This is a genomic window from Neobacillus cucumis (genome assembly GCF_023715505.1).
Genome location: NZ_JAMBOH010000008.1, coordinates 1 through 14,295, shown reverse-complemented (window position 1 = coordinate 14,295; position 14,295 = coordinate 1). Strand labels below are relative to the sequence as shown.

The 14,295-nt window shown below is 40.7% G+C and carries 15 protein-coding genes; 11 read left to right on the top strand and 4 right to left on the bottom strand.

The genetic code is table 11. From position 1 onward, the window contains the following. Positions 1 to 6 precede the first annotated feature (6 nt). Positions 7 to 1,494, top strand: a complete 1,488-nt coding sequence (nuoN, locus tag M3226_RS13340; protein WP_251566128.1) for an NADH-quinone oxidoreductase subunit NuoN — start codon at positions 7 to 9, stop codon at positions 1,492 to 1,494. 358 nt (positions 1,495 to 1,852) lie between these two features. On the opposite strand, the gene M3226_RS13335 is transcribed toward nuoN, so the two are convergent. Next, on the bottom strand, positions 1,853 to 2,023 hold the full coding sequence (locus M3226_RS13335) for a CsbD family protein (RefSeq protein WP_251566126.1): 171 nt from the start codon (positions 2,021 to 2,023) through the stop codon (positions 1,853 to 1,855). A 44-nt stretch (positions 2,024 to 2,067) separates the two neighbouring features. After that, the gene (locus M3226_RS13330) at positions 2,068 to 2,304 is read right to left on the bottom strand and encodes a hypothetical protein (RefSeq protein WP_251566124.1); all 237 of its coding nucleotides are present in this window, start codon (positions 2,302 to 2,304) and stop codon (positions 2,068 to 2,070) included. Between the two features lie 146 nt (positions 2,305 to 2,450). Between M3226_RS13330 and M3226_RS13325 the strand changes: the two genes are divergently transcribed. The 9 genes from M3226_RS13325 (at position 2,451) to M3226_RS13285 (ending at position 11,669) form a co-directional block, all read left to right on the top strand. Beyond that, positions 2,451 to 3,959, top strand: a complete 1,509-nt coding sequence (locus M3226_RS13325) for a mechanosensitive ion channel (RefSeq protein WP_251566122.1) — start codon at positions 2,451 to 2,453, stop codon at positions 3,957 to 3,959. Between the two features lie 66 nt (positions 3,960 to 4,025). Then, positions 4,026 to 5,333, top strand: coding sequence for a hemolysin family protein (locus M3226_RS13320; protein WP_251566120.1), 1,308 nt, complete (start codon positions 4,026 to 4,028; stop codon positions 5,331 to 5,333). A gap of 156 nt (positions 5,334 to 5,489) precedes the next feature. Next, positions 5,490 to 6,290, top strand: coding sequence for an SDR family oxidoreductase (locus M3226_RS13315; protein WP_251566118.1), 801 nt, complete (start codon positions 5,490 to 5,492; stop codon positions 6,288 to 6,290). Positions 6,291 to 6,428: 138 nt separating this feature from the next. Continuing rightward, positions 6,429 to 8,354, top strand: coding sequence for a BglG family transcription antiterminator (locus tag M3226_RS13310; RefSeq protein ID WP_251566116.1), 1,926 nt, complete (start codon positions 6,429 to 6,431; stop codon positions 8,352 to 8,354). Positions 8,355 to 8,378: 24 nt separating this feature from the next. Beyond that, a complete protein-coding gene (locus M3226_RS13305; RefSeq protein WP_251566114.1) occupies positions 8,379 to 8,828 on the top strand; it encodes a transcriptional regulator GutM in 450 nt (149 codons plus the stop codon). Between the two features lie 16 nt (positions 8,829 to 8,844). Then, on the top strand, positions 8,845 to 9,396 hold the full coding sequence (gene srlA, locus M3226_RS13300) for a PTS glucitol/sorbitol transporter subunit IIC (RefSeq protein ID WP_098527803.1): 552 nt from the start codon (positions 8,845 to 8,847) through the stop codon (positions 9,394 to 9,396). A 19-nt stretch (positions 9,397 to 9,415) separates the two neighbouring features. Next, positions 9,416 to 10,429, top strand: coding sequence for a PTS glucitol/sorbitol transporter subunit IIB (srlE, locus tag M3226_RS13295; protein WP_251566112.1), 1,014 nt, complete (start codon positions 9,416 to 9,418; stop codon positions 10,427 to 10,429). A 103-nt stretch (positions 10,430 to 10,532) separates the two neighbouring features. Then, complete coding sequence (locus tag M3226_RS13290) at positions 10,533 to 10,898, top strand: PTS glucitol/sorbitol transporter subunit IIA (protein WP_374110600.1); 366 nt, start codon at positions 10,533 to 10,535, stop codon at positions 10,896 to 10,898. Between the two features lie 93 nt (positions 10,899 to 10,991). Continuing rightward, positions 10,992 to 11,669, top strand: a complete 678-nt coding sequence (locus M3226_RS13285) for a transaldolase family protein (protein WP_251566108.1) — start codon at positions 10,992 to 10,994, stop codon at positions 11,667 to 11,669. 314 nt (positions 11,670 to 11,983) lie between these two features. Here M3226_RS13285 and M3226_RS13280 read toward each other — a convergent pair whose 3' ends face one another. Continuing rightward, positions 11,984 to 12,706, bottom strand: a complete 723-nt coding sequence (locus M3226_RS13280; RefSeq protein WP_251566106.1) for a TrkA C-terminal domain-containing protein — start codon at positions 12,704 to 12,706, stop codon at positions 11,984 to 11,986. A 53-nt stretch (positions 12,707 to 12,759) separates the two neighbouring features. Then, entirely contained in the window at positions 12,760 to 13,026 is a 267-nt protein-coding gene (locus M3226_RS13275; RefSeq protein WP_251566104.1) for a hypothetical protein, read from the bottom strand. Positions 13,027 to 13,148: 122 nt separating this feature from the next. Here M3226_RS13275 and M3226_RS13270 point away from each other — a divergent pair, with 122 nt between their 5' ends. Next, a complete protein-coding gene (locus M3226_RS13270) occupies positions 13,149 to 14,084 on the top strand; it encodes a magnesium transporter CorA family protein (RefSeq protein WP_251566102.1) in 936 nt (311 codons plus the stop codon). Positions 14,085 to 14,295: the final 211 nt, after the last annotated feature.

The window sequence follows — 14,295 nt, the reverse complement described above, 5'->3', positions numbered from 1 at the left end:
TGAAGAATGGATTTAACGACATTGAAATCATTTAACTGGAGTGTCATGACACCAGAGTTCATCATCCTCGGTGTGGCCGCAGCGCTTACATTAATCGATTTATTTACACCAAAAAAACAAGACCGCCGTTTCCTTGGCTGGATTGGGATCTTGGGCATATTGGCCGCTATCATATCGGTTGTATCGCTGCTCAATACGGAAGCGACATCGATTTTAGATGACAGCTTCACCTTGGATGCTTTTGGCAAAGCCTTTAAATTAATCCTGCTTGTTGGTGCGGGGCTCGTCATGTTCCTTGCTGTCAGTTATGAAGCAAAGGAAGGCATGGAAAACTACCGCGGCGAGTTTTATTACTTATTCTTAACAGCCTTGCTCGGTGCGATGGTGATGACCTCAAGCGGTGACTTAATCACGTTATTCATCGGGCTAGAATTATTAACTGTTTCTTCTTATATCTTAGCGGGCATCAAGAAGCACAACTTACAATCAAATGAGTCGGCGATGAAGTACGTTATCAATGGTGGTATTTCCACCGCCATCACCTTGTTTGGGATGAGCTATGTGTATGGGTTAACAGGATCAACTAACTTGTTCCAAATTGCCCAGACTCTGTCTGCGGTAACAGATGCGCAGCATACTTACCTGCTCGGTCTTTCATTTTTAATCATTTTTGTAGGTTTATCATTTAAATTAGCGGCCGCACCGTTCCATATGTGGGCACCGGACGTTTATCAAGGTGCGCCGACACCAGTTACGGCTTTCTTGAGTGTAGTTTCTAAATCTGCTGGCTTTGTCATCGTTATTCGTCTGCTGATTGCTGTCTTCTACAATGCGGCACCAACAGGGGCAAACGGTGAAGGTATCCTCTTTAGAATGCAGGATTATCTTGCAGTGATTGCCGCTGTCACCATGATTGTCGGAAACGTTGTCGCGTTAAGGCAGTCAGATATTAAGCGATTGTTCGCTTATTCGAGTATTGCCCACGCCGGATATATATTGGTCGCGTTAACCTCTTTGAGCTCGAACATGCTTTTTTCAGTCTGGTTCTACCTATTGGCATATATGTTAATGAACCTTGGTGCGTTTGCTGTGATTCAGCTGATTACCGAGCAGTCTGGTTCGAGCAAGATTGCTGATTTCGCCGGACTTTACCGCCGATCACCAGTTCTTGCTTGTTTAATGGGAATTCTCTTAGTTTCCTTAGCAGGTTTCCCGGGTACAGCTGGTTTCATTGGCAAATTAAATATTTTTGTCGGAGCCTTCTACGGCACACCGCATTATGTACTAGCATCAATCATGATTGCGACGACCGTCGTTTCGTATTTCTATTATTTCGGCGTCATGACGCAAATGTTTTTCCGCCCGGCTGCAGACGAGCGCAAACTAAACATTCCATTCGGTATCGTGGTCGTACTGCTAGTCGCAGTCGTCGGGTCAGTTCTGTTCGGAGTGGCACCAAACATTGCCCTCGACTTCTTGAATAATCTGCAGTAGTTTTTTTAAAAGGAACTCAAGCGCGGACTTTGAACTTTTGCTTGTCCAGGGAAAAAGTATTTCCCCGGGAAATAATATAACGATCCGGTTGGATGCTTTGGGGAAGGCATCCGACTGGTAAACATGGTCAAATAAAAGGGGTAACATAGAAAAGAAGAGGCCGGGGGGCCTCTTCTTTATTTAGAGATAAGAAAGTATAAATTTTGACTTCGAGAATTGTCCAGCTCCAGGCGCCATCGGCTCGAGGTCACAAGCCAATCCGTCCAAAAGGTTAAAGAACAACCTTTCGGCCGGCTCGTCTTGTGCTTGTCGCCGATAGGCGGGCGCCTTGCGCTTTTCTTATGCTTATATCTACCTATCACTTTGACAATTTTTCTTTTACTTCCCCATATACTTCCTTCACTTTACCCTTCACTTTATCAAACTTTCCTTCCGATTCGGTCGGGCGGTCATCGGTCGTTTTTCCCCACTGTTCCTTTGCTTCACCTTTGACTTGATCAAACCGTCCTTTTAATTCATCTTTATTCACGTTGTTCTCCTCCTTTTATTTATAAAAATCTAGTAATATCTATCTTAGTTGTTAGTATCCTGTTTGATTTCCTTCTCCACATCGTTCTTAATATCTTTTAAATTATTCTTAGCTTCTGTTAAGTTTTCCTTAGCTGATTGCTTGGTACTATTATCAACCGCATCTTTTTGCTGCCCATCACTAATACCATTGTCTTGGTCGACGCCATCACCGCACCCGGCCAAACCGCCAAAAGTCAGTAACGCTGCTAATCCGCCAGCTAACAATGTTTTGCACTTCATCGTTTCTCCTCCTTTTGTTATTCGGTTGTTGAGTATATTCCCGTAGAAAATGGTTGTGAAACCAATTTTTTAAAATGTTTGAAACGAATTAGACGGGGTATATCATCTAGCAACCGATATGACAAACAAGAAAAGGAGCGATGTATATGAATGTAAATAATATGGTATCAGGGTGGTACATATACACAGATAAGATTCCCCACCTGCTATTAGCCCTTCTCGTCCTATTAATAGGATGGCTAATTGCAAAAGGAATTGGAAAAGCTGTGACATCATTATTAAAGAAAACAAGTTTCGATGACAAGTTGTTTTCTGGTCTTGGTCATAATAGAAAATATTCATCGGAAACGATTATTGGAAAAATTGTTTACTACACATTATTAGTCGTCGTCTGGATTATCTTTTTCAACATGCTGAACTTAAGTCTAATTGCTGAACCGCTTGTCAATATGATGTCAGCCATAACAGGGGCAATTCCGCATCTACTAAAAGCGGCTCTCATTCTACTATTTGCCTGGGTGGTTGCCAACCTGCTGCGCTTGTTTTTCAGAAAAGGAGCGGCAATGCTCCAGTTAGAAACACGGTTGGTTAAATGGAAAATGGCTGAAAATCAGGTCGAAGCCCATTATAATGTAGAAAGAATCGCACAAGGCGTTTTTTATTTTGTTTTATTGCTATTTTTACCAGGAGTATTAGGGGCATTACAGATTGAGGGGATTTCAGGACCATTCACACATGCACTTACTTCCATGCTTGCGTTTATTCCAAAATTATTTGCCGCTGCGTTGATCGTATTGATTGGCTGGTTGATTGCTAAACTAGTTCGCGATATAATTACAAACCTCCTAAAAAGCCTTGGGGCTGACCATATCGGGCAGCGATACGGCATCATTAAGGATAAGGACGATACCAATCTATCAAGCATTATCGGGAATATTGTGTTTATCTTCATCTTAATTCCAACCATCATTACGGCATTGGAAAAACTCGATTTGAAGGGAATCTCCGAACCCGCGATTTCGATGTTAAATCATATTCTAACGTTAATTCCTAATATAGTGGTTGCCATCATTCTGATGTTAGTTGGTATCTGGTTAGGTAAGTGGATTGAAAAAATGGTCGTCCAAATGCTTTGGCGTTTACGATTTGACAGCATCTTCCATCAAATCGGTATTGGTTCATTAACACCAGAAAAACCGAAGTTTACTTTATCACAAATTGTTGGTCTGCTTGTTAAAATTGTCGTTGTGTTGTTATTCGCAGTCGAAGCCTTACAAATTGTTCATTTAGACTTCTTAGTAACGCTGGCAACAGGAGTAATTGCATATCTGCCAATGCTGTTAGCAGCTATCTTAATCTTAGGTGTAGGATTATATGTAGGCCACTTATTGGAGCGTATTTTACAAAATGTCATTAAGAATAACTATTCACGCACCTTGGCCGCTATCGCCAAATATACCATTTTTGCTATCACAGTATTTATGGCATTAGACCAGCTTGGTGTAGCACACTCCATTGTGAATGCAGCCTTCATTCTCGTCTTAGGCGGGTTGGCGCTCGCATTTGGCTTGGCGTTTGGTCTTGGCGGAAAATCGTTTGCTGCTAAATATTTAGAAAAACTAGATGACAAGCTGGACAAGAATAATCATTTATAGACCGTGGCAATCCGGAATCCAGCGGGATTTCGGATTGTTATTTTTTTAAAGGAGGTGTTCCGTCTTTTGCTGTGGATAAACGTATTGATCATCGTCCTGTTGATTGTCTTAACTGGTTTCTTCGTGGCGATTGAATTTGCAATTGTCAAGGTGAGAACCTCACGGATTGAACAATTGATGACAGAAGGGGAACGCCGTGCGGCCGCCGCACAGAAGGTCGTCACTCACCTCGATGAGTACTTATCAGCCTGCCAGCTCGGCATCACTGTGACAGCGTTAGGACTAGGGTGGCTCGGCGAACCGACGGTGGAGAAGCTGTTTCATCCGGTTCTGGCAGCTTTTCATTTAAACGAGGCTGTTACCCATTTCTTATCCTTTACCCTGGCATTTGTTATCGTTACCTTTATTCATGTTGTCGCCGGGGAACTCGCGCCGAAAACCTTGGCCATTCAAAAAGCGGAGCAGATTACCTTATGGTTCGCCAAACCAATCATTTGGTTTTATAAGCTCATGTTTCCGTTTATCTGGCTGTTAAACCATTCAGCCCGTCTGCTTGTCGGTATGTTTGGACTAAAGCCAGCCTCTGAGCATGATATGGCCCATTCGGAAGAAGAATTGCGAATCCTCTTGTCGGAAAGCTATAAAAGCGGGGAGATTAATCGGAATGAATGGCGATACGTGAACAATATTTTTGAATTTGATGAGCGGCTGGCTAAAGAAATCATGGTACCTCGCACAGAAATGTGCTGCATATCGCTAGACGATACGATTGAAGAGATCGCTCAAAAGCTTCAAAGTGAAAAATTTACCCGTTATCCCGTTGTCGACAATGATAAGGATCATGTTCTGGGGATGCTTAACGTGAAAATGTTGTTTACTCAGCGTTTTATGAATAAAGGCTCTCAGCAGGAATGGAAACTCGAATCCCATATTCAGCCGGTGATTACCGCGATCGAAACGACCCCGATTCATAATTTATTGCTGCTGATGCAAAAGGAACGGACCCATATGGCAATTTTACTTGATGAATATGGCGGTACAGCTGGATTGGTAACGGTCGAGGATATCATCGAGGAAATCGTCGGTGAGGTAAGAGATGAATTTGATGGAGATGAAGTTCCAGCGATTCGGACTGTAATACCGCGAACCCAATATATAATTGACGCTAAAGTTGCTATTCAGAGAGTGAACGAGTTACTCGGAATCGATTTAAGTGCGGAGGGCATTGAGACGCTCGGCGGCTGGTTTTTAACAGAAAGGTCGACGCGGATAGACGATGATGCAGCAGTAGTTGCAGAGGGATTTGAATTTAGGGTCAGCGAAGCGGAGGGATATCATATTAAATATGTAGAAGTTAAAAAAGCCTCTGATTAGAGGCTTTTTGTCATTTTATAAAAGAATACTTTTAATAGTTCAACCGTTTTCACTTTTCTGTGAAAAAGTATGTATTAATTCGATTGAAGAAAATTTTTATACTTGATACATAAATTGAAAACGTTTTATAGATTGAAAGACTAGGAGGAATATAGATTGAATACATCTTGGCTTGAATTAGAAGGTAAAGTAGCAATTGTAACAGGTGGTGCATCTGGCATCGGATTAAGTATTGCCGATGAACTAAGAAAAAATGGAGCAAAAGTGGTTGTCTCTGACCTAAATGTGGAAGAAGGTCCACAGGCCGATGGAACTTATTTTATAAAGTGTGATGTAACTAAAAAAGAAAGCGTTGACCTAATGGTGTCTAAGACAGTGGAGTTATTTGGATCTGTAGATATTCTCGTAAATAATGCAGGGATCAACCTCCCTAGACTATTAGTAGATGTAAAAGGGGAAAGGCCAGAATATGAGCTAAGTGAAAAGGATTTTGACTTTATGATAGCGGTTAATCAAAAGGGCCCTTTCCTTTGTTCACAGGCTGCAGCAAAGGAAATGGTCAAACAAAACAAAGGTGTTATCGTAAATATTGCTTCAGAGGCAGGTCAAGAAGGGTCTGCTGGTCAAAGTTGTTATTCCGCAACGAAAGGAGCTGTCATTTCCTTCACTCGTGCGTGGGCAAAGGAATTAGGTAAATATAATATCCGTGTGGCAGCAGTGGCCCCTGGAATCATGGAAACAACGGGGTTGAGGACAGACGCCTATAATGAAGCATTAGCTTATACACGTGGTGTGACAGTCGACGGGTTAGCAACCGATTATAGCAAGTCCATTCCTTTGGCTAGGGAAGGAAAATTATATGAAGTAGGCGAACTGGTTTCTTACCTTGCTTCCGACCGCTCAAGTTATATTACCGGTACTACAATCAATATCTCAGGTGGTAAATCCCGCGGCTAATATAAGGTAAGATAAGTGACGAACTTTTTCTTGAATGTCAATACTGGAAAGGAACACCCTAACCAGTATAAACTGTCCATATATTTGTTTTTTGAAGATAATTTCGGCATTTGTTTTTAAAAGGAGGTGGTGAAGAAAATGTCTGATTTAATGATGGATGAACGAGTTGTTCAAATAATTGAGATTGTAAGGAAGAAAACTTATTGCTCTTTGGAGTATCTTGCAGAAGCAATGGGGGTAAGTACTAGAACTGTCCGTAATTATAGTAAACAGTTAAACAGCGACTTGGAAGGCATCGCATCATTTGTGAACGAAAAGGGAAAAGGATACCATTTAATCATTGAGAATGAGCAGTTATTTGAGAACTTGTTGGAAAAAATCCATTCAGAGAAAAATCAGCAGGATTCACCACAAAGCCGAATTGCTTTTATCATTGACCAACTAGTAAACAGTGACGAAATGAATACTCTCGATGAAATGGCTTTTCGTATGAACATTGGCAGGACCACTCTCATAAATGAGTTAAAAAAAGCTGCTGTAGCATTAGAAGCCTATCATCTCTCGATTCTTGGTAAACAAAACAGCGGCATGTTTTTAAGTGGGGATGAACTTAACCTGCGTTTCTTTATCCTGGATAACCTTTATGATTATTTATATAGCGGTTATCCACTGGATGAAGATATAAAAGATGAGGTGATTCGGATTGCGAATCAGTTTGATTTGGAATCAACCACGCAAAATCGGCTAATCCGTTTTGTTATCATTATGCTGGACCGTTTGTTAAAGGACCATCCACTTCAAGAGAGTAATGAGAAACACCATAAACTAATTGATACAAAAGACTATCGGCTCGCGTTAGAAATAGCAGCCGCGATCGAAAGGCATTTACCTATAAAGATTCCGCAGCCGGAAATTTTGTTCATTACGTTACCGATTGCAGGACGGAGAACACCGACGAACAATCGGACAATGGCCGATGTAACCGTTACGGAAGATGTGAAAAATCTTTTGGGGAAGATCATGGAAGCAGTGGGTTTTGAGAAGGGGATATTTCTTGAAAATAAAGACTTCTTTGAAGACCTGCAATACCATTTAACTTTTATGTTAAATCGTTTGATGTTTGGAATGAGGATTACCAACCCGCTCCTTATTGACGTAAAGGAGAAATACCCGGTTGCTTACAAAATGGCAGAAATGGCTGGAAAAGTGATTGAGAGAGAGTATGGTCTAAAGGTTTCAGAGGATGAACTTGGCTACATTGCCTTTTATTTTGGCGTATTTATCGCCCAAAATGATGTGAAGGTGAAGCGCTTGCGGCAGGTTGCCGTTATTTGTGGAACCGGCCGGGGAACAGCTAAATTGGTTGCCATTCAACTTCAGCGAGTTTTGAATCAGAACACGCAGATTGACTTGTTTTCGGAATCAGAGGTAACGAAGGAACAGTTAGCCGATTATGATATGGTTTTTTCAACCGTCCAGCTTACATTTGAAACAGATGCTCCATTAATATCAATCAATGAAATTTTTGATGAAAAAAGCATTTCACAGCAAATTGAAAGAGTGACCTATTTACGGAAATTCAAGTTACAAGATACAGGAAACAATCATTCCATCGTCAAGATGTTAACCAATGAAGATAAATTTTTTGTTTTAGACAGCCAGAAGGGTTACCGAGAAAATGTAAAGTTGATGATTGAAGATTTAGTGATGAAAGGCTATCTCGATGACGGCTTTAAAGAACGGCTTAAGGTTCGGGCAGAAAAAGGATCGATGGTATTTGATCGGTACATAGCCTTGCCCCATACCGTAAACCATAAATCTAATAAAATCGAGCTTGCATTGGGTGTATTTCCTGAGATGGTTATGGCCGATGGAAAAGAAATCAAATTGGTCTTCTTGTTAGGAATACCCGAGCAGACTGACTATGATGCTAGTCTTTTAGTGAAAATTTACGATGAAATAATGCGGATTGCCGGTAATCAACAGCTTGTCAACCAATTATCCGGGACTACCAGCTATGAAGAATTATCACAATATCTCGAAAAAGCAAGCAGGACCTCCTGAATTATTTTGTAAGGACGTGAAACAATGCAAATTTTTATCATCATGATTTTTATGGCAGGTGCATTTATTTTTCAAATGGCATTAGGGTTTCTGCAAATAAAGCATTTTTCGAAAGCGTATGCAGAGCTGAGAAGAATCGGAAAAGTAGCCATCGGTAAGAAGCCTGGAAAGATTCGCTCCGGAACCATTGTCATGTTTGCTGTTACGAATAGCGGTAAAATCCTGAAAGCGAAGAGGATTCAGGGAGTTACGGTCATGGCGAAAGTGAAAGATATGCCCGGCTTTGAGGACAAAAATATTAGAACACTAGAAGAAAAAGATCTGACTCAATGCAATAAATTACTAAAATTGGCCATTTTGGACGCCGTTCATAATTATAAGGTGATTATGAGCGGGGGAGAAATTCCTGAAAAGAATAGTCTCTTTAAACGAATGATGCTGCAAGCAGAACGTGTGGCTACTGTAAAAAAATAAGAAGAGGTGATTGTTAATGGATTATATCGTTGTATTTGCCGAAGGCTTTATGAAATTATTCCAAACGGGTGCAGACACGTTTATTTCATGGATGAAAGGAATTGTACCAGTTGTTTTATTATTAATGGTGGCGATGAATACGTTGATTCAGTTGATTGGAGAAAAACGGATTAACAAGCTTGCGATGGCTTCAAGCAAGAACCCGCTATTAAGATATTTAGTTCTACCATTTATTGGTTCGTTCATGTTAGGGAATCCAATGGCGTTATCACTAGGACGCTTTTTACCAGAAAAATATAAACCAAGCTATTATGCTTCTGGTTCTTATTTCTGTCATACAAGCAACGGATTATTCCCACATATCAATCCAGGTGAATTATTTATTTTCCTCGGGATAGCCGCTGGGATCGAAAAGCTCGGATTCAGTACTGCAGAATTGGCTGTCCGATACTTGTTAGTCGGATTAGTGATGAACTTCTTTGCGGGCTGGATTACCGACTTTACAACAAAATTGGTTGAAAAACAACAAGGCATTAAATTAAAAACAGAAGTGAAGTTACATCACTAGGATGTAGGGAGGGTTCAAGATGACTGAGTATCGTGCAATTAAAATTGTAAAAGGAAGCGGTGGTTTTGGGGGACCGTTGACGATTACTCCAACTGCAGCTAAAAATAAAATCGTTTATATTACAGGCGGCGGTGCAAAGCCTGCTATTGTAGATAAGATTGTGGAACTAACTGGCACTGAGGCGGTAAATGGCTTCCAAACATCGGTTCCAGATGACCAGATTGCGCTGGCGATCATTGATTGCGGGGGTACCTTACGCTGTGGAATTTATCCGCAAAAAGGTATTCCAACTGTTAATATTATGCCAACAGGTAAAAGTGGTCCATTAGCTAAATTTATTACGGAAGATATTTATGTTTCTGCAGTGGATGTGGATCAGATTAAACCTGTTGACGGGGCAGAAGTACAGGTAGCTGCAGCAGCAGAAAAATTACCTGAGCCGGAAAAGGAATATAAATACAGTACTGATAAAAAAATCTCCCAAACGTTGGCAGCTAAAAAGAATAAAAGCATCATAACAAAATTTGGACTTGGTGCAGGTAAGGTTATTAACACTTTTTATCAAGCAGGTCGTGATGCAGTCCAAACCATGATCAATACGATTATTCCGTTTATGGCCTTTGTATCCTTATTAATTGGAATCATCCAAGGCTCTGGAATTGGCAATTTATTTGCGAAGATGATGTCACCGCTCGCAGGTAATATCTGGGGACTAGTTTTAATAGGCTTTATCTGTTCTTTACCATTTCTATCCCCATTACTTGGCCCAGGTGCTGTTATCGGCCAGGTTATCGGTACACTGATTGGAGTTGAAATAGGGAAGGGAAATATCTCACCGAACCTTGCGCTGCCAGCATTATTTGCAATCAATACCCAAAGTGCATGTGATTTCATTCCTGTCGGTTTAGGGCTTGCTGAAGCTGAGTCTGAAACAGTCGAAGTGGGGGTACCTTCTGTCCTCTACTCGCGTTTCTTAATTGGGGTGCCAAGGGTGCTTGTCGCTTGGCTGGCCAGTTTTGGATTATACGAGTAAGACATGCTTAGGGATTAGTTACGGAAGAAAATTTTTTACTAACTTAGAAAAAAGTATTGGAGGTATGAGGCTCGGCAACGCTAGTTGTCAAAGCCATGATAATATGAAAACAATTTATGAGAATCAAGTAAGAAGTATCGGTGCAATGGCGAACACATTTTTAGAGGAAAAAATGCTAATCTTATTTGGCGATGCAGCTCCGCAGGATTTAAAAGATTTTTGCTATAATATCGAAGTTGTGAATGTTGACGAAGATATCCAAGCCGGGCAAACCCTTTATATCAACAATGAAAAATTTAAAATTACCTCCGTGGGAGATGTAGTTCAACGAAACCTTACCACATTAGGACATATTACATTAAGGTTCGACGGCTCAGCCACACCGGAATTACCGGGGACTCTATATTTAGAAGATAAAGAGGTTCCATCAATAGAAGTGGGTTCTGAACTAAAGATTGTAAGTGAATAGCCTAGAGGCTAACAGTCTATAATTAAACCAATTATTAGTCAAAGGCTTAATCTGCTATAGATTAAGCCTTTGGCCTTATGGAGGTATATGTAAATGAATTTGTATATTGATTCGGCTGATTTAAAACAAATTGCATATATACAAGAGTACTATCCGATTTCAGGCGTTACAACGAATCCATCCATTATCGTGAAAGAAAATCGCCCCTATTTAGAACTTCTAAAGGATATTCGAGAAGTTATTGGGGGGGAAAAGGAACTATTTGTTCAGGTAGTTGGGGAAAAAGCGGAGGAGATGGTCGAAGAAGCCAAGTTTATTAGCCGTCAGCTTTCAGGAGCGGTCGTTGTAAAGGTTCCGGTGACGGAAGAAGGCATTAAAGCCATTAAACGATTGACAGCAGAAGACATTCCAACCTTGGCCACGACCATTTATACCCCGTTTCAAGCGCTGATTGCAGCGATGGCAGGAGCAAAATATGTGGCTCCTTATGTGAACCGGATTGATAATTTAACAGGCAGCGGTGTTAAGGTTGTCTCGGAAATCGCGGCCCTATTTGCTGCTTATCAATTACCAACTCAAATCCTGGCAGCAAGCTTTAAAAATGTTCAGCAAGTCCATGATGTTTGCCTTTCAGGTGCACAAGGTGTCACGGTGGGGACCGACCTTATCAAGAAATTTATCGACTTCCCCGCTACCACTCAAGATGTAGACGCATTTAAAAAAGAGTGGCAAGACATGTACGGTGTGGAAAAAGTTTTATTAAACTCTTAAAATAAAAAAACTAGGGATTAGGGTAGTTCCATTAAGGTAAAATGATATTCCTAATTAAGGTGGAGCAATGGGATATAGATTAGTTAAATATAATGGTGAGAAATATTGGATTCTTCATCAATATGAATCTGGGTATTGTGAAATTAAAAAAGACACATCTTCAATAGCTAAGGTTGAATTAGTCCATATATCGGAGTTACAGGAAGTGATAGAGAAAAATAGGATTGGCAACCTTAAACATCTTAATTATTGATCCTCTGCAATTAGCATGTAAAATGCGAAGTAAGAAAAAGAACCGCCTCTAGCTTCCTTGATCATAGTATATTATTTGTTGGAAGTTCGCGGTTCTTTTGGTTTTCTTTCATAATGGATATATCCTCGTGAAAGACCTTTAAGACGACCTCATTTACACCATATACCAAAAGCTGATCACCCTCGTGCAGCTTCGTGTCATACAAATGTTTGCGGATTTTGACATCACCGCGCTGAATAAACAAGACGACCAGCTCCAACTCTTCATGATCTTTGACCGCTTCACTAATTGTGTGATTGACCAGAGTAGAGTCCTCATAAATATGAAGATTGAGCAGGACATCCTCATTATTTTTCAAAAATACATCCCGGACCGGTAAATCCGCCAGTTCAATGCTCTGCTTCATTTGGCGATTAAAAACCTTAGCAAGCCGCCGCCGGACTCTTTCCGTTTTTAATACCGCAAAAACTGCGATAATAGCGCCCGCACCGAAAAAGATTTCCTTTGCGTGCAGACCCTCTGATAAAAATTGGCTTATCGATGAAATTATCACGGCAAGGGAAAAGGCGCCGAACAATATAAGAAAGGTAGCCAGCTTACGGCGAATCGGATGACCCAAAATTAACTCAGATTCCCAAGTTGTAAAGCCAGTCCCTGTCATCATCGAAATCACTTGGAACCGCGAAACCTCCACCTTCAGCCCGGTCAACCGGAATAAAATCACAAATATCTCAATCACAGCAATAATAATCACCATGTAGATGAACAAAAAAAGTAGATTCAATAAATATCACCTCATAAAAATAGTTGGGGCATTAAAAGCCCCAACTGCCTGCGTTACTGTAATTTTTCATTATAAAACTGAACCGAGTACGCCGCACCTTCATCGACCATTTTGTTGTCTTCTATATCATCTGGATGCGGATGACCGCCTTTATGAATCGGAAGCTGTTCGCTTTTCTGATAGACCGTTGGCAGAATCTTGCGTTTCCAATCTCTTAGTAACGTTTCTACCTTGATTCGATTGGGCTTATTGCTCAGCCATACTGCGGAAGCACCAACCCCAACAGCTAATAGTGAGCTCATACTTAAGACACGTTTCATGAATATTACCTCCTTAAGATTTGAACAACCTATCCTTGTTTATTTAATACCCGCCTTCCTTTAAGATGAAACGTTTAAATTCGCAGTTAAGCGGGGATAAGTTCTAATGAGGAGGGATTCTTTTGGAAAAATATATTGGCAGCAATCAGTGGAAGTGGGTAGAGTGGAACAGCGACAAGATGAAGCTCACCCACTCATCCAACAGTGAAGAGGACCCAGTTATGACCGCTTGGCTGAATCAGGTTGGAAAAGATAAAACCAATAGTTTGCGGGTAACCAGCTTAGAAAATGGCGAAAAGGTTATCAACGGTTCCCTCATTTATAAACAGAGCTACACAGATGAAAAGGATTATAAAATTTTTCATTTCTTTTTAACAAGTGATCAATTAATCACTGCTGACCTGGAAATCAACTCCGTTCATCTGGACATGTTGAATCGCCAATTAGCGCGGACAAATAATGCTGTTGAAGGCTTTTTACTTTTTCTGGGAGAACTGATGAATGAAATGCTTGTGGAGATTGATCAGTTTGAAGAAACACTCAAGACACTGATATGGAGTGTTCGAAAAAGAAATGAAATCGGAATTCTTGAACTTGTCTATAAACGCCGGCATGAATTATTGATTTGCAAAAACCTGTTAATTCCGATCAACGAGGTGAAAATGGCGATAGACGAGGTCAATTTCCCTGATATTAAGGACGGAGATTTTTTCTTGTGCACATGCAAACGGATTGAGCGGGCGATGGTACTGCTTAATGAGTATGAACATGAAATCGACTCGCTCATCAATTTAGAAGACGTCATCTCCTCGCATCGCGGAAATGAAATCATGAAAACCTTAACGGTGTTGACGACGATTTTTACACCGATAATGGCTTTCGGGGCATTATGGGGCATGAACTTTAAACATATGCCGGAGCTGGAATGGCGGTATGGCTATATTTTCTCGATTGCTTTAATCATCATTTCAACGGCCCTCTTATATTATTTTATAAAAAATAAAGGCTGGACAGGTGACCTGTTGAAGGGGAAGAAGCAAGGATCGTTTTTTAAATAAGAGGTTTGAGCATAAGGGTTAAGTGGTACTACATGAACATGGCTAGCAAAAAGCTAACCAGAATGAAGAGTCTAGCTTAGGAACGAAAGAGGGTGGTTGAAATATGTGGTTGCTTGTTCGGTAAAACCTGTTGAATGACTAGGGATGAAAAACAGCAGTCTTGGGAGATAAAAAGGAGGAACTGAACATGGCGAGGAATTATGCAGAACCG